The organism is Planotetraspora thailandica (genome assembly GCF_016863335.1).
Taxonomy (GTDB): domain Bacteria; phylum Actinomycetota; class Actinomycetes; order Streptosporangiales; family Streptosporangiaceae; genus Planotetraspora; species Planotetraspora thailandica.
In genome coordinates this window covers 80377-96100 of the sequence record NZ_BOOR01000002.1, presented here as the reverse complement: position 1 = coordinate 96100, position 15724 = coordinate 80377, and the positions used below count along the sequence as shown (strand labels likewise).

Annotated in this window: 17 protein-coding genes; 4 read left to right on the top strand and 13 right to left on the bottom strand. The window is 70.0% G+C overall.

The features are described from left to right. On the top strand, nt 1–1261 hold a 1261-nt coding region (locus Pth03_RS00450), incomplete at its 5' end, for an EAL domain-containing protein (protein ID WP_308442324.1). 36 nt (nt 1262–1297) lie between these two features. Here the strand turns inward: Pth03_RS00450 and Pth03_RS00445 are convergent. The 4 genes from Pth03_RS00445 to Pth03_RS00430 form a co-directional block, all read right to left on the bottom strand. Continuing rightward, the gene (locus Pth03_RS00445) at nt 1298–1903 is read right to left on the bottom strand and encodes a response regulator transcription factor (RefSeq protein ID WP_203942024.1); all 606 of its coding nucleotides are present in this window, start codon (nt 1901–1903) and stop codon (nt 1298–1300) included. 10 nt (nt 1904–1913) lie between these two features. Continuing rightward, on the bottom strand, nt 1914–3140 hold the full coding sequence (locus tag Pth03_RS00440; protein ID WP_203942023.1) for a sensor histidine kinase: 1227 nt from the start codon (nt 3138–3140) through the stop codon (nt 1914–1916). Nucleotides 3141–3264: 124 nt separating this feature from the next. Then, nucleotides 3265–4002, bottom strand: coding sequence for an ABC transporter permease (locus Pth03_RS00435; RefSeq protein WP_203942022.1), 738 nt, complete (start codon nt 4000–4002; stop codon nt 3265–3267). A 2-nt stretch (nt 4003–4004) separates the two neighbouring features. Beyond that, entirely contained in the window at nt 4005–4889 is an 885-nt protein-coding gene (locus tag Pth03_RS00430) for an ABC transporter ATP-binding protein (protein ID WP_203942021.1), read from the bottom strand. A 244-nt stretch (nt 4890–5133) separates the two neighbouring features. Here Pth03_RS00430 and Pth03_RS00425 point away from each other — a divergent pair, with 244 nt between their 5' ends. Together Pth03_RS00425 and Pth03_RS00420 are read left to right on the top strand one after the other, a co-directional pair. Continuing rightward, on the top strand, nt 5134–5523 hold the full coding sequence (locus Pth03_RS00425) for a hypothetical protein (protein WP_203942020.1): 390 nt from the start codon (nt 5134–5136) through the stop codon (nt 5521–5523). Between the two features lie 335 nt (nt 5524–5858). Next, nucleotides 5859–6425, top strand: coding sequence for a hypothetical protein (locus Pth03_RS00420; protein ID WP_203942019.1), 567 nt, complete (start codon nt 5859–5861; stop codon nt 6423–6425). A gap of 75 nt (nt 6426–6500) precedes the next feature. Here Pth03_RS00420 and Pth03_RS00415 read toward each other — a convergent pair whose 3' ends face one another. The 7 genes from Pth03_RS00415 to Pth03_RS00385 form a co-directional block, all read right to left on the bottom strand. Further along, the gene (locus Pth03_RS00415; RefSeq protein ID WP_203942018.1) at nt 6501–6701 is read right to left on the bottom strand and encodes a hypothetical protein; all 201 of its coding nucleotides are present in this window, start codon (nt 6699–6701) and stop codon (nt 6501–6503) included. A 144-nt stretch (nt 6702–6845) separates the two neighbouring features. Then, the gene (locus Pth03_RS00410) at nt 6846–8555 is read right to left on the bottom strand and encodes an adenine deaminase (protein WP_239118658.1); all 1710 of its coding nucleotides are present in this window, start codon (nt 8553–8555) and stop codon (nt 6846–6848) included. Next, complete coding sequence (locus Pth03_RS00405; RefSeq protein WP_203942017.1) at nt 8552–9553, bottom strand: nucleoside hydrolase; 1002 nt, start codon at nt 9551–9553, stop codon at nt 8552–8554. The genes Pth03_RS00410 and Pth03_RS00405 overlap by 4 nt, the downstream gene beginning before the upstream one ends. Then, entirely contained in the window at nt 9550–10602 is a 1053-nt protein-coding gene (locus tag Pth03_RS00400) for an ABC transporter substrate-binding protein (RefSeq protein WP_203942016.1), read from the bottom strand. Before Pth03_RS00400 ends, Pth03_RS00405 begins: the two co-directional genes overlap by 4 nt. Nucleotides 10603–10638: 36 nt before the next feature. Then, nucleotides 10639–11631: an ABC transporter ATP-binding protein gene (locus Pth03_RS00395; protein WP_203942015.1), complete on the bottom strand. Its 993-nt coding sequence runs from the start codon at nt 11629–11631 to the stop codon at nt 10639–10641. Continuing rightward, nucleotides 11628–12461 carry an ABC transporter permease gene (locus Pth03_RS00390; protein ID WP_203942014.1) on the bottom strand — a complete coding sequence of 278 codons (834 nt, stop codon included), beginning with the start codon at nt 12459–12461 and terminating at the stop codon, nt 11628–11630. Before Pth03_RS00390 ends, Pth03_RS00395 begins: the two co-directional genes overlap by 4 nt. Further along, the gene (locus Pth03_RS00385; RefSeq protein ID WP_239118657.1) at nt 12458–13279 is read right to left on the bottom strand and encodes an ABC transporter permease; all 822 of its coding nucleotides are present in this window, start codon (nt 13277–13279) and stop codon (nt 12458–12460) included. The genes Pth03_RS00390 and Pth03_RS00385 overlap by 4 nt, the downstream gene beginning before the upstream one ends. Before the next feature lie 216 nt (nt 13280–13495). Here Pth03_RS00385 and Pth03_RS00380 point away from each other — a divergent pair, with 216 nt between their 5' ends. Next, entirely contained in the window at nt 13496–14479 is a 984-nt protein-coding gene (locus Pth03_RS00380; RefSeq protein ID WP_203942012.1) for a LacI family DNA-binding transcriptional regulator, read from the top strand. A 10-nt stretch (nt 14480–14489) separates the two neighbouring features. Here the strand turns inward: Pth03_RS00380 and hisG are convergent, their stop codons facing one another. Both hisG and Pth03_RS00370 read right to left on the bottom strand, forming a co-directional pair. Further along, on the bottom strand, nt 14490–15335 hold the full coding sequence (gene hisG / locus Pth03_RS00375; protein ID WP_203942011.1) for an ATP phosphoribosyltransferase: 846 nt from the start codon (nt 15333–15335) through the stop codon (nt 14490–14492). A 66-nt stretch (nt 15336–15401) separates the two neighbouring features. Continuing rightward, entirely contained in the window at nt 15402–15665 is a 264-nt protein-coding gene (locus Pth03_RS00370) for a phosphoribosyl-ATP diphosphatase (protein ID WP_203942010.1), read from the bottom strand. Between the last annotated feature and the right edge of the window lie 59 nt (nt 15666–15724).

Here is a 15724-nt window from a genome sequence, read left to right as displayed (position 1 = left end):
TTCACCCGCGCAGGGAGCCCAATACGGCTCGCCCTCGCAGGGAACCCAGTACGGCGGCGTGCCCGGCGCGTCCGGGCAAGGCGTGCCCGGCACTCCCGGCGCGGGGACGCCCGGCGGCTCCTCGGGCTTCTCACCGGGGGCGGCCTCCTACGAGACGCCCGGCATGCCCTCGGGATCCACCTTCGTGCCGATCATCGACCTCGACACGGGCGGCATCATCGCGGTCGAGGTGCAGACGGCACTTCCCGGCGGCTCCCTCAACGGCCTGGCCGCGACCGTCGGCGGCGTCTACGCGGCGGCGCGTGAGGAGGCGCTGCTGCCTCTCCTGCTTCCCATCCCCGCCGCCGCCGTGCTCGGGGGCTCGGCCGGCCTCGCCCCGCTCCACGAGGCGCTGCGCTCCACCAACCGGCGTCCCCGCGAGGTCATCCTGGTCATCGAGGGGGACGTCGCCCCCGGCGACCGGCGTTATCTCCTGGCCGGCATCGACGGGCTGCGCGCCGTCGGGTATCTGATCGCGTTCGGCGGCATGGGCACCTCGACGATCTCGCTCGAACTCGTGGCCGACTCCTCGCCGTACGTGATCCTCATCTCGCCCGACGTGGTCGAGCGGGGGCCGCGCGACGCGCGCAGGAGCGGGATGGCCGAGGCGCTGGTCGCGCTCGCCCGCAGCATCGGCGCGCACGTGCTCGCCCCGGGTGTGCGTGACGAGATCCAGCTGGGCGCGGTGCGAAGCTGGGGCATCCGCCTCGCCCAGGGCCCGCTGCTCGCCCCTTCGGACTGGAAGCCGTCCACCGGGCAGAACCGGGTCAACGTGCCGCTGCCCCAGCCCGAGACCACCTCGGCCAACATCATGCTGGGCCCGCGGGTGCAGGAGCTCCTGCTCCCGGCCGTGACGATCCCCATGGAGTCGACGGCCGAGGACGTGATGTCGGTCCTCAGCTCGGAGCCGTCCATCTCCAGCGTCATCGTCGTGGACGAGTACCAGCGGCCCCAGGGCAGCATCGACCGCAGCCGGTTCCTGCTGTTCATGGCGGGCGCGTACGGCCACGCCCTGCACGCCAAGAAGCCGGCCCAGCGGCTGGCCGACCCGGCCAAGGTCGTTCCGAAGACCACCCCGGCTATTGCCGCCATGCAGGTGGCGGGGCGCGACAACGAGCGGGTCTACGACGACCTCGTGGTCGTGGACGAGGTCGGCCGGTGCCTGGGTGTGGTGCGGGTCAGCGACCTCATCCGCCACGTCGCCCAGATACAGGGGCGCTGAGCGCCCTATTCACGCGGGCCCCGGCGCCGCCGGGGTTCAGAGCCAGCCGTGGGCGTGCGCCTTCTGCACCGCCTCGATCCGGTTGCGCGCCCCGGTCTTCTGGATCGCCGACGACAGGTAGTTGCGCACGGTGCCCTCCGACAGATGCAGCCCGTCGGCGATGTCACTGATCGTCGAGCCGTCCGCGGCCGCGCCCAGGACCTCCCGCTCGCGCGGCGACAGCGGGTTCGGACCGGCGCTGAGGGCTGCGGCGGCCAGGCCGGGGTCGATCACGCGTTCTCCGGCGAGCACCCTCCTGATCGCCGCGGCCAGCTCGCGGGCCGGGCTGTCCTTGACGAGGAAGGCCGCCGCGCCCGCCTCCATCGCCCTGCGGAGGTAACCCGGCCTGCCGAAGGTCGTCAGGATCATCACGTGGCACTCGGGCACCGCGCGGCGGATCTCCCCGGCCGCGGTGATGCCGTCCCCTCCGGGCATCTCGATGTCCAGCAGGGCGACGTCGGGCCGCGTGGCCGTCGCGACGGCGACCGCCTCGTCTCCGTTCGCGGCCTCCCCCACCACATCGATGTCGGGTTCGAGGCTCAGCAGGGAGGCGAGCGCTCCCCGGATCATGGTCTGGTCCTCCGCCAGAATGACGCGGATCACGGGGGTCAATCTATCGTTCCGCGGCATATCGCCCGGACAGCCCCTTCAAGCCGCCCAGCACGCGGTCGGTTCCGCCGGTCGGCTCGCCACCGGAGCGGTCCGGTTCGGCGGGCCGGTTCGGGACGACGACCCGCAGCCGGAAGCCCGCCGGCGATGGATCGGCCTCGACCGAGCCGCCCTCAGCGCCGACCCGCTCGGTCAGACCCGTCATGCCGCTCCCCGGCTGGTACGGCCCGCCCACGCCGTTGTCGGCGATCTCCAGCAGCGCGCCCGCCTTGCCGTACGTGACGGTGATCTCGCAGCGGGTCGCGCGGGCGTGCCGGATGACGTTGGTCACCCCCTCGCGGACGGCCCAGCCGAACAGCCCGTCGAGGGCGTCGGGCAGCGGCGTGCCGGCCGTGCGCACGGTCAGCTCCACTCCCGCGGCGGCCAGTGCCGTGCGAGCGCCGTCGATCTCCTCCGACAGGCAGCGCTTGCGATATCCGGAGACGGCCTCGCGCACCTCGGCGAGCGCCTGCCGGGCCACCTCCTCGATGTCGGCCACCTCCCGCACCACACGCTCCGAGCCCTGCTCGGCGAGCCGGCGGGCGAGCTCGCTCTTCAGGGCGATGAGCGACAGGCTGTGGCCGAGCAGGTCGTGCAGGTCGCGGGCGATCCGCAGGCGTTCCTCCGTGGCCGCCAGCCGGGCCACCTCCTGCTGGGCCTGCCGTACCTGGAAGACGAGCAGCCGGGTGTTGCGCACGCCCATGAAAAGCAGGCCGAGGGTGAATATCTCGACGATGAGGAGCGTCAAGGTGCCGCCGTCGGTCTTGGTGATCAGGCCGTCGGCGAGGACGATCAGGGCCATGCCGCCGACGCCCGGCAGAGCGTGACGGGGCGGCAGCGCCATCGAGTAGACGATCGACACGTAGATCGGCAGGGCGAGCCACTCGCCCCCGAAGAAAAGCGGATAGGCCAGGGCCATGACGGTGATGACGCCGAGGAGAGGCGGCGTCCACCTGTTGCGCTCTTCATGGTCGTCCGGCGCGGACAACACCGTTGCCAGATAGGCCCCTACGAATAGGGCAAGAGCCACGATCTGCACGGCTGCCTCGGAGCCCGTCACCCTGCCGTCGTAGATGCCGAGCACCGGATAGAAGAGGTAGACGAATCCGAACATGATGCCGATCAGGCGTCGCCACCGAGACGACCTGGCATCCGCCGTGCCGAACACGAAGATGCTGCTGAACCAGCCCATTTACGCTTTCCTCCTCCTTTCCGGCTATATCCGGGCATCGCCCACGTGCCCCACAACCGTACGGCCCCGCGGGCGGCGCCGTCCGTGCCCGCCGTACGGCCGGGCCTCGGACGGCGTCGGCCGTTCAGGCGCGGACGGTGGCCCGCCGGTAGGCGAGGAGGGCGAGTGCGCCGAGCCCGACCGCCCAGGCGGCCACCCCGAGGATCATCGAAGCCTGCGGGGTCTCACCGGCCACGATCTGCCAGCCGATGTTCGCGTAGTCGTAGGACGGCAGCACGTGCGCGATGGACTTCATGGTCTCCGGCATGAGGCTCTCGGGGAACCACAGGCCGCCGAGCAGTGCCAGCCCGAACATGCCGATGACGGCCACAGGCTGCGCGGTGTCGGGCGGCAGGACCGAACCGATCGCCAGACCCAGGGCGATGAAGGGGATCGTGCCGATCCACAACGCGGCGATGAGCCCCACCCACTCCCCCGCGGGTAGCGACACGTGCTGCGTGAGCACGGCGGCCAGGGCGACCAGCAGCAGCGCGGGCAGCACCAGCACCATCGAGGCGATCAATTTGGTCACGATGATCGTCCAGCCGGGCAGCGGCGTGATCTGCAGCTGGCGCAGCCAGCCGCTCTGCCGCTCCTGCGACCACGGCACCGCGCTCGACATGATCGACGCGGCGAGCGCGCCGTAGGCGCCCATGGAGACCATGAGGGTCACGCTGCCCTTGACTCCCGTGGCCTGGTCGACCTCCGAACCCCAGAGGTTGGAGTAGAGGAGGTAGAAGAGCACGGGGAAGGCGATCACGAAGATGATGTACCGCTTGTTGCGGAGCATCCGCAGCAGTTCGATCTTGAGATAGTGCCGCATGCTCAGGACTCCTTGGTGAGGGCGAGGAAGGCGTCCTCCAGATCGGCCCCGTGGATCTGGAGGTCGCGGATGTCGAGGGTCGTCTTGCGATAGAGCGCTTCGACGGTGGCGTCGGGGTCGCTGGTCTTGACGGTGACCCGGCCGGCCTGGATCTCGACCGCCGACACCCCGGCGAGCGCGTCGAGCCCGGCGGCCGGCTGGTCGCCGAGGCGGAAGCTCACCGCGTGCCCGGCCACACCCGCCTTGATCTCGGCGGCGGTGCCGTCGGCGACGACCCGGCCCTTGGCGACCACGACGACCCGGTCGGAGTTCTCGTCCGCCTCTTCCAGGTAGTGGGTGGCGAACACGATCGTCCGGCCCTGCGCGGCGTAGGACCGCATGTTGCCCCAGAAGGCCCGGCGTGACTCGACGTCCATGGCCGCCGTCGGCTCGTCGAGCAGCAGCAGCTTCGGGCCGCCCGCGACGGCCAGGGCGAACCGCACGCGCTGGGTCTGGCCGCCGGACAGCTTGTCGGCCCGCCGGCCGGCAAGATCGGTCAGGTCGGCCATCCGCAGCACGTCGTCGAGCGGCAGCGGATTCGGGTAGAGCCGCCTGATGAAGTCGACCGACTCCCTGACGGTCAGCTCGGGGATGAGCGCGCCCTCCTGGAGCATCGCGCCGATGTCCCCGCGCGCGACCGCCTCGTCCGGGCTGCTGCCGAAGACGGTGATCTCGCCGCTGGTCGGGCGCAACAGCCCCAGCAGCATGTTGATGGAGGTCGACTTGCCCGCGCCGTTGGGCCCGAGAAGGGCCACCGTGCTGCCGGCCGGGATGTCCAGCGACAACCCGTCGACCGCGACCACGTCGCCGTACTTCTTGGTGACGCCGTTGAAGGCGATGGCGTTCATGAAGGCAACGCTAGGGAGATCGCCCGGTCGCCGTCAGTGCCGCACATCCGGGCTTCGCCATGACATTTGTCAGTCGCGGCCTTCGAGGAGGCGCCGAGCCGCATCCGCGGCCGACCGAGGATCTTGTCGCCGGCGACGGGCACACCCTGAAGTGGATCGCGCAGGTCCCCCTCGGCGGTGCCCGCCGAGGGGCGTAATGTCGCAACTGACGGATGTGATTTGGCCACGACCACAGGGAGTCGCCATGAACATCTACACCGTCGAAATGAAGAACCAGCCCGGCGAGTTCGCCCACGTCTGCGAGGTGCTCGGCCGCGGCAACGTCAACATCGAACCGGCCGGAGTCACCTCAGGCGACCATGGGACCGTCTGCTTCACCGCATCGGACGAGTCTGCCGCCGCGGCGGCGTTGGAAGGCGCCGGCATCGACTTCACCGAGCATTCCGCTCTTCAGGTGTCCTGCGCCGACCGGCCCGGCGAAGCGGCGAAGTTCGCGCGCAAGCTGGCGAACGCCAACGTGAACGTGGAATGGCTGCTCCCCATGTCGATCTGCCAGGGCGAGATCCTGTTCGCACTGTCCGTCGACAACTTGGAGGGGGCGCGAACGGCGCTGGGCGACCAGATCAAGGGATAGGAATCGGCTGAGCGGACGTGCCGCGCGGCGGCGCGTTCGCTCAGGTGTCTCCCCGGCAGGCCATGGCGGCAACAGGAATCGGCGCCCGTCCTGCCTCACGTCCCCGTTGCGGAACAGCACCCCTCTTCAGGGTCTCCATCGACCCGCCACCTGGGATCTTTCCCGGCGAGAAGCCCAGTCCCGGCCGTCCCCGTACCGCTCACGCACCGGCGATCTCCGACGCGACTGATTGACGAATTGTCAGAATCGGGTGCGGTTTGGGATGTTTCATCGCTAATGTTGCGGCGAACCGAAAAGGGCCCACCCCCAAAGGGTCCTCTCACAAGGAGGTGGTTATGCGACACTTTTTCGGCTTCCTCGTCGGCGTGGTCGTCGCGGCGGGTCTCGTGGTCGGCGGCGGCTGGGCCGCCCAGGAGCTGGTTCGAGGCGTCTCGGAGAACCTCGACCCGGCCACGCAACCGCGGATGTTGATCGCTCTCGGCGTGATGGTCGTGGTGGGTGTGCTCCTCGGCCTGGTGCTGGCCATGCGGACATCCCCGCTGGCGGCATTGGTCCCCGCGATAGCGCTGCTGGCATGGACCGTGCTCTACGCCCTGGACGCCTCGACGGCCACCAGCCTCGTCCCCACCGGCTCCGCCGTACAGCAGGAGCTCGTGCTGGCCGGCAAGGGCGTGATCACGTTGCTGTCCACCGGCGTGTACGGCCTGCTCGGCGTGGCCCTGCTCATCCCCGTGCTCATGCCGTCCCGGTGGGCGGCTCCGGCCCGGGACGAGGACGAGGACGAACTCCAGGAACCGGAGGAGGAGAAGAAGGTAGACGAAGAGTCGTTCGGCTTCTGGGGCAAGGCCGACACTCCCGTGGCGACCACGCCGAAGTGGCCCGTGGTGACCGAGCGGAATTGACGCTGCCCACACGGACCGGAGCACGGCGTCAGCCTCGCGGCCGTCGCTCCGGTCCGTCCCCTTCATCGGCGCCTGTCATCTCGCGTCGCGGACCAGCAGAGCGGCCTGAACACGGTTCGAGCAGCCGAGCTTCTTCTCGGCACAGGCGGGGCTGGGCCCGTACGGAACGTCCATCGGCGCGGACGGCGCGGCTGCCGCCGCCATCGCCGCCTGCCTCAACCTGACGCTGATCTGCGTGTTCGCCATGGGAGTCGCGACGATGCTGCGCAGCTCCACGCTCTCTCTCGCGATCCTGCTGCCCGGTGTTCTTCCTCGGGTCGCAGGGACTCGGCAACGTCCCGGAGCTCAGGACGGTCACCCAGTATCTGCCCGAGCAGGCCGCGCCCCGATCACCGGCACAGGGCGCGGCCGAGTCCGCTCCTACGAGGTGGCCGGCGCCACCAGCGGCGGCTCCCAGGCGCGCTCGACGACCCGGACCAGTCCCCGGTCCGTCACCTTCACCTCCGGCGACACCGGCAGGCCGAGCGTCGACACGCTCATGAAGGGGTTGGCGTTGGCCCATCCCCAGTCGACCAGCGCGGCCCGGAGTTCGGCCGTCTTGCGGGCGACCGTCTCCGCCGGCTGGTCGGACATGACTCCGCCCACCGGCAGCGGCAACTCCACGACGGGCGATCCGGCACGTTCGAGCGCCATGCCGCCCCCGAACCGGATGACCCGGTTGGCGGCGCGCAGGAGATGCTCGGGCGAGGTGCCCAGCAGCGTCAGGTTGTGGCTGTCGTGGGCGTACGTCGTGGCCAGGCCGCCCTCGGACAGATCGAACCCGACGACGGGCACGAAGGTCCGGTTGCCGGTCGATCTGTGGCGTTCGATCACGACCGCCAGCGCCGTACGGCCGGCCCAGTGGACGACGCCGCCCCGGACGGACAACGTCACCTGGTCGGGGACGGTGTAAGTGTCGACCGCGTTGACGCGGATCGCGCGGAAGGTGTGTTCGCCGTCCGGCAGGTCCACCGTCCAGGCGATGTCCTCGAGCGGAGGCAGGTTCACCGAATGGGCGAACGGGTTGGCCGCGACCGGGATCTGCGGCCCGGCGTACGCGCCGTCGCGGGCGACGACGGCGCCGCCTGCGATCACGAGTGCCGGCCGCAGATGCTCAAGGGAGTCCACGAGCACGAGGTCGGCCCGGAGCCCGGGTGCGACCGCTCCGCGGTCGGTCAGGCCGAGGCGCCGGGCGGGATGCAGCGTGAGCGCGCGCAGCACCGACCACGGCGGCAGGCCGCGCCGGATCGCGACCCTCGCCACATGGTCGAGGTGCCCGCGGTCGATGATCGCGTCGGCCACGAGGTCGTCGGTGACGACGCAGAACTCCGGGAGCACCGGCAGGGAGAGCATGGCCTCCACGACCTCGGGAGTCAGGCTCTTCTCCTGGAGCATGAGCAGCATGCCCAGCCGCGCCTTCTCCACCACGACCGCTGGCGTGTTCTTGGTGTGGTCGGAGTCGATGCCGGCCCACATGTACGCGTTGAGGTCGGCGCCGGACAGGTTCGGGCAGTGCCCGTCCAGCCGCACTCCGTGGCGGCGCGCGGCCGAGATGATGTCGCGCATGCGCCGATCGCCCGCGACCACCGCGCGGTAGTCCATGACCTCGCCGAGCGTGGTGACGCCGTCCCAGGACAACATCGTGTCGATGTCGTCGGCGGTCAGCGTGGCGCCCGCGGTCTCGAAGCCCTCCAGCGCGGGCACGCACGACGGCACCGCCCAGCGCATGGTCATCGGGGTACGGCGGCCCTGCTCGATCATCCACGCCATCGCGTCGCGGCCCGCGACGTTGACGATCTCGTGGGGGTCGGCGAGCACGGTGGTCGTGCCGCGGGCCAGCGCCACGCGGGCGAACTCCCCCGGGGTGATCAGCGCGGACTCGACGTGCATGTGGGCGTCGACGAACCCGGGCACCACGATCCGCCCGCTCGCGTCGATCCGCTGTGCCGCGTCCACCGGTGTGCCGGCGGGGAGCACCGCGCGGATCAGCCCGCCCGTGACGGCCACGTCCGCCGCGAAGAGCTCTCCGGTCTGGACGGAGGCGACCCGCCCGCCGCGGATGACGAGGTCGACCTGGCCGATGGGCGTCATGCGCTCTCCTCAAGCGACGTGTCGATGACAGGCCTGCCTGCCGTGTAGCGGCTGATCCGGGTGTACAGCATGCGCACGAAGGCGTCGGCGTCCACACCTGTGGCGAAGCGGGTCGTGGCAGGACGCCCGGTGACGCCGCGCACGTCGGCCACGACGGCGCCGCGGGTCAGCTCGCCCACGCGCTCGACGGCCGCCGAGCCCGCGGTGTATTCGAGAAGGCCGGGCCGCACGACCGCGGCGACGGCCAGCGCGTCGTGCACCGGCGCGGCCCGCACGCCGAACCGTTCGGCGTATCGGCCGGCCAGGTGGGCCAGCATCCTGCCCGCCTCCCCGACCGGACGTGGGGACGCGGCCAGCACGTCCGCGACCTCGGCGGGGACCAGAGCGGCACGGGTCACGTCCAGGCCGACCAGCCGTACGGGAAGACCCGCGGAGAGGACTTCGTGGGCCGCCTCGGGATCGGCGTGGAAGTTGAACTCCGCGGCAGGCGTCACGTTGCCCTGGGTGAACACGGCGCCTCCCATGATCACCAGCTCTCCGATGGCGTCGGCGACGTCCGCATGGCGGCGGAGCATCGTGGCGATGGTGGTCAGCGGGCCGAGGGCGATCACGGTGATCTCACCGGGACGGTCACGCAGGAGCCCGGCGAGCGCGTCGGCCGCGTGTCCCGGAGCGATCTCGCGGGCCGCCTCGGCGAGCACGACGCCCCCGAGCCCGCCGGGACCGTGGACGGGCTCGTCCGGAACCCGTTCGGAACCGGCGAGCGGCCCTTCCGCCCCCGCGTAGAGCGGCACGTCGGCGGGCACGCCGAGATGGTCGAGGAGCCGGGCGGCGTTGTCGGCCGCCCGCTCCAACCCGACGTTGCCCGCGACGGCGGACACGGCGAGGACGTCCAGCTCGGGCGACGCGAAAGCCAGGTAGAGGGCCAGGGCGTCATCGATGCCGGGGTCGCAGTCGATGACGACGGGGATCGGCTCCCCCGGCTTCGTCGGCGTCACTTGCTGGAGACTTCCCGGGCGTAACGTTCGACCCACTGCGTACGGTTGGCCACGATCGGGGCCATGTCCAGCGTGGTGTAGCCGGCCGCGACGGGGTCCTTTGCGGCGTCGCCCGCGACCTTGGTCAGGACGTCGGGCACGGTCGCGTCCTTGTTCACCGGCTTGTCGTAGTAGGCGGCCGCCGCCTTCGACTGCACGTCGGCGCTGAGCAGGAAGTCGATGAACTTCTCCGCGTCGGCCTTGTGGGCCGAGCCCTTCACGACCTGCGCCTCGTTCGTCGCCATGTAACGGCCCTTCGCCGGGACGGCCCACGCGATGGGCTTGCCGGCTTTGACCAGGTCGACGGCGAAGGAGTCGAGCGCGGGAGCGGCGACGACCTCCCCGCGATCGAGCAGGCTGGTGACCTCGGTGGTGCTCGTGTAGAACTTCAGCACGTCGGGGGCCAGCTGCGTGAGGTTGGAGAAACCGCTCTCGACGTCGTCGGGGCCCGACCCGAACACGTCGGAGGTGGCGGAAAGGAACAGCTGGCCGGCCGTCGGCGCCATGTCCGGCACTGCGATCTTGCCCTTGTAGCCGCCGTCCCACAGCGTCTTCCAGTCCGCGGCCTTCTGCGGATCGGTGATGCCGTCGGTGCGATACAGCTCGCCGAGAAGCTGGAACGTGTAGGCGGGGCCGTACCCGTCCTTGTTCTTGGCGAAGTCGTAGATCTTGGACAGATTCGGCACCGCGGCGGTGTCGATCTTGTCGAACAGCCCCTGCTTCTCCCCCAGGGCGGCGAAGTAGTCGGAGATGAGCATGACATCGACGGTCGGGTGGGCCTTGTTGACCTGCAGCTTGGCCAGCCGGTCGGCGTTGTTGCCGGTCTCGACCTTGACCTTGATGCCGGTGGCCTTCTCGAACGGCTGGACCACCACCTGGTTGAACTGCTCGGTGCCGAACGAGAACGTGCTCACGGTGATCGTGTGGTCCGAGGCGTCCGGCGTGCTGCTGCATCCTGCTGCGGCGAGGCCGAGGCCCGCGGTGAGAGCGGCGATCGCGAGGCGTTTCATTGCGTGGTTTCTCCGTCGGGTGATGGGGCGGGGAGGTCAGGAGGGCAGCGAGACGACATGGTCGTCGGGGAACACGGCGCGCACGCGGGTGCCTTCGCGCAGGTCGGAATCCTTCACTGCGGCCAGCACGGTCTCCCCCGCGACGTCGAGGGTCACCAGCGAGTCGGTCCCGCGGTAGGTGATGTGCGAGATCGTGCCGGGCCGTGACTGCCCGCCGTCGGGGTCGGGATCCGATTCGGGCAGCACTTCGACGTGCTCCGGGCGGATGGTCACCAGGCCGCGGCCGGGCAGGGTGAGAAAGTTCTCGTAACCCAGGAACGTGGCCACGAAGCGACTGGCGGGCGCGGGAAAGATCTCCCGGGGGTGGCCGGCCTGCGCGACGCGGCCCGAGTCCAGGATCACCATCTGGTCGGCCAGTTGCAGTGCCTCCTCCTGATCGTGGGTAACGAGGATCGTCGTGATCCCGCTCTCTCGCTGTATTCGGGCGAGTTCGGCGCGCATCTGCACGCGCAGGCGCGCGTCCAGGTTGGACAGCGGCTCGTCCAGCAGCAGGACGGAGGGGCGGATCGCGATCGCGCGGGCCAGGGCGACCCGCTGCTGCTGCCCGCCGGACAGCTCACGCGGACGCCGGCCGGACAGGTCGGACAGTCCCACCAGTTCGAGCGCCGCGTGCACGCGCGTGCGGATCTCCTCGCGGGCGACGCCGCGCACCTTCAGGCCGAACCCGACGTTCTTCGCCACCGTGAGATGCGGGAACAAGGCATAGGACTGGAAGACCATGCCGATGTTGCGCTTCTCCGGCGCCAGGGTCGTGGCGTCGCGGCCGTCGATGAAGATCTGACCGGCCGTGGGGCGCTCATATCCTGCGATCATGCGCAGTGTGGTCGTCTTGCCGCAGCCGCTCGGGCCGAGCAGCGCGGTAAGGGAACCCGCCGGCACCGCCAGGTCGACGCCGTCGACCGCGGTCACGTCGCCGAAACGCCGGGACACCGCGGCGAGACGGACGACCGCGTCGGAGCCATCCATCATGATCCGATCCCTCCGAAGATCTTGTTGAAGCCGACGAGGCGTTCCGCGATGACGGCGACCACGACCGAGGCCGCCAGCAACACCACCGACACGGCGGCGACCACCGGGTCGTACGAGGTCTGCACGTACTGCAACATCGCCACCGGCAGGGTGGCCGTCCCGGAGCCCTGCAGCAGCAGGGACAGCGGCACGTTGTTGAAGGAGGTCACGAACCCGAGCACGGCGGCCGCGGCGATGCCGGGACGCAGGACCGGGAGGGTGACCCGGAAGAACGTGGTGACCGGCCCGGCGCCGAGCCCCCGGGCGGCCTCCTCCAGCGCCGGATCGGCGAGCGTGAGCGACGCCCCCGTCACCCGCACCGCGTACGGCAGGAGCAGGAGGGTGTGGCCGACCAGCAGCACGCCGGACGCGGTGACGCCGAGACCCACCATGAGCTGCTGGTAGAGCGCCAGTCCAAGCACGAGTTCGGGCAACACGATCGGGCTGAGGAAGAGATTCTGGATGACGGACCGCCCGGGCAGCCTTCCTCGATGGATGGCCAGGGTCGCCGGGACGCCGACCGCCAGGGCGATCACGGTGGCGCCTGCCGCCACGAGAAGGCTCGTCCACAGGCCGTCGAGGAAGGGACCGTAGTCCGCGGCCGCCCCGAACCAGCGCAGGGAGAACCCTTCCGGCGGGAACGTGATGGTGCTGCCCGCGGTGAAGGCCACGGCGACCACGAAGATCACCGGCCCGATCATGATGAGGTAGGCGGCCACGGCGAGCACCGTCAGCACCGGACGCCGCTCCCGGGCGAGCCGCACCCGTGCGCGTGCAGCGCTCTGGCTCATACGGTCACCCTCTTCCGGCCCGCCCACGCGGACGCACCCGCTACGGCGAAGACCAGCACGGTCATGAGGATCGCCACGGCGGACGCTCCGGCCCAGTCGATCGTGACGCTGGAGTAGTTGTAGAGCTGAAGGGAGAGCATCATCTGCCGAGTGCCGCCGAGCAGCACGGGCGTGGTGTACGCCGTGGCGGCTCCCGCGAAGACGAGCGTCGCGCCGACCACCGCGCCGGGCATGGCGAGAGGCAGCAGGACGAGACGGAGGGTCGCCGAACGGCTCGCACCCAGGCCGCGCGCGGCGTCCTCAAGGCGCACGTCGATGCCGGACAACGACGAGTAGCACGAGACGATCACCAGCGGCAGGAACAACTGCACCAGGCCGGCGACGACCGCCGCCTCCGTGTAGAGCAGCTGGGGCGGATGATCAGTGATGCCGAGACCGGTCAGCGCCTGTGCGAGCACGCCCTTGCTGCCCAGCACCACGAGCCAGCCGTACGTGCGGACGACGTTGCTGAGAAGCAGCGGGAAGATCGCCAGGGCCAGCCACAGCCCCGACCAGCGGGACGTCGAGCGGGCGAGCAGGTAGGCGACAGGGAACCCCAGCAGCAGGCAGACGGCCGTGACGATCAGCCCGATGCGGAGGGTGCGCCAGATGATCTTCAGCATGAACGGGTCGGTGAGCATCTCGCCGAGACGGCGCCCGACATCGAGCGGAGGCGTGTCCGGCGGATGGAAGAGCATCATCACGGACGGCAGCAGGAAACCGAACAGCAAGAGTGCGAGACCCGGTGCCAGTAACAGCACGGCGTTCCGACGCGACACGCTCGTCCTTTCTGGCATGGAAACATCAAGGTCAAAGCTTTGCAAGCGCTTGCAGTACGATAGTGAACAACAAGAAGCGGGGTCAACGCGAGACCACGCATAGGACATTAAGTCTGTGTAAACAAGGACATATCGCACGAAACGGTCTGCGCTTGACCTTCGAGGCGCGCGAGATGATGAGACGCGCCACTCCTGGCGGTCAGAGGTGAGGGTCAGATGACGCGTTTGGCGGACGTCGCTCGTGCGGCCGGGGTTTCGATGTCCACGGCGTCACGGGCCCTGAGTCGTCCCGACCTGGTGGCCTCCGACACCCGCATGAGAGTACTCGACGCCGTGCAACGGCTCGGCTTCCAGGTGAACCCCGCGGCCCGAGCACTGACGTCCGGCAAGACCGGCCTGCTCGCCATGTGCGTGCCCACGCTGAGCAACCCGTACTTCGCTCCGATCATCGCCGGCGCGCAGCAGACGGCCGAGGCGGCCGACCGGCACCTGACGGTCGTCGTCACAGAAGGCTCGGCCAGGCGCGAAGCCGAAGTGCTGGCCCGTGTGTCGCGCCAGGTGGACGGTTTCATCATCGTGGCGCCCCGTGGCGGCGACGCGGATCTGCTCGAGTTCGGGGCCACCACCCCGGCCGTCATCGCCGAACGCGTCGTGCCCGGCCTGGCGTCCGTCGTCATCGACACCCCGGCAGGCCTGCGCGACCTGATGAACGTGCTGAAGGCCGACGGCCACCGCCGCATCGCCTACCTGTCCGGCCCTGCGGGGTCATGGATGGACGCCCTTCGTTGCGACGCGCTCCGGGACTCCCTCGGCGACGGGGGCGAACTGTCGGTCATCGGCCCCCTTCCTCCGACGTTCCGCGCGGGGGTGGAAGCCGTCGAGGAGATCCTCGAACGAAGGGCGACCGCGGTCGTCGCCTACAACAGCCTGCTCGCCGTCGGCGCCGTGTACCAGTTGCGCAACGTCGGTGTGCGTGTGCCGGACGACGTCAGTGTGGCCAGCGCCGACGACCTCGCGGCTCTGGGGCTGGGAGCGCCGGAGATCACCACGCTGCACTTCGATCCGGCTGCCCTCGGAGCCGCCGGAGTGGACATGCTCGTGCAACTGATCGACGGAAGGGAGCCGGAGGTTCCGCACGTGCGGATTCCGGCTCACCTGCGGGTGCGTTCAAGCGAAGGATGGGCGGCGGCCGAGGGCTGACGTGCTCCGCCTAGAGCCGGGCGGCGAAGATCGCAGTGATCAGGACCGCCTTCGCGCCGATCTCCTGGAGCCTGTCCATGACCTGCTGGTGGCCCTTGCGGGGGATCATGGCACGCACGGCGACCCAGCCCTCACGGTGGAGCGGGGAGACCGTCGGCCCCTCCATGCCGGGGGTGATCGCGATCGCGTCGTCGATGCGCTCGGCCCGGATGTCGTAGTCGATCATCACGTAGTCGCGGGCCACGAGCACACCCTGAAGACGCCGGATCAACTGCTGGAAGCCGTTGGTCTCCGCCGCGCCCGCCTGCTTGATCACGATGGCCTCGGAGTGGGCGATCGGCTCACCGAAGACCTCGAGACCCACGTTGCGCAGGGTGGTTCCCGTCTCGACCACGTCGGCGACCGCGTCCGCGACGCCCAGCCTGATGGCGGTCTCCACCGCGCCGTCCAGCTTGATCACCCGGGCGTCGACGCCCTTGTCCGCGAGGTACTTGCTCAGCAGGCCGGCGTACGACGTGGCGATGCGCAGGCCGGCGAGGTCGTCGACGCTGGTGTAGCTTCCCGGGCCCGAGGCGAAGCGGAAGGTCGACCTGCCGAAGCCCAGCGGCACGACCTCCTCGGCCGGCGCGCCGGAGTCGAACAACATGTCGCGGCCGGTGATGCCCGCGTCGAGTGTGCCCTCACCGACGTAGACGGCGATGTCGCGGGGGCGGAGGAAGAACAGCTCGATCGAGTTCTCGGGGTCGACGACCACGAGTTCCTTGCTGTCCCTGCGCGGCCGATAGCCGGCCTCTTTCAGCATGGTCTGGGCGGCATCGGTGAGCGCGCCCTTGTTCGGTACGGCTAGACGCAGCATGGCGTGAGGTGAACCTTTCGTAGATCGGGATGGACCAGGTCGAAGCAGGTGGCCGCGATCGCGCGGCTACAGATGCTTGTAGACCTGGTCGAGCCCGATGCCACGCGCCAGCATGAGGACCTGCACGTGGTAGAGGAGCTGCGAGATCTCCTCGGCCGCCCGGTCGACCGACTCGTGCTCGGCCGCCATCCAGCTCTCGGCGGCCTCTTCCACAACCTTCTTGCCGATGGCATGGACGCCGGCGTCCAGGGCGGCGACGGTTCCCGACCCCTCGGGACGGGTGCGCGCCTTCTCTGCCAGCTCCGCGTACAGCTCTTCGAAGGTCTTCATGGTCTCTCTCGGATCGTCGGACGTGCGCATCCAGGGTATCCGCCACTTACGCGCATCCA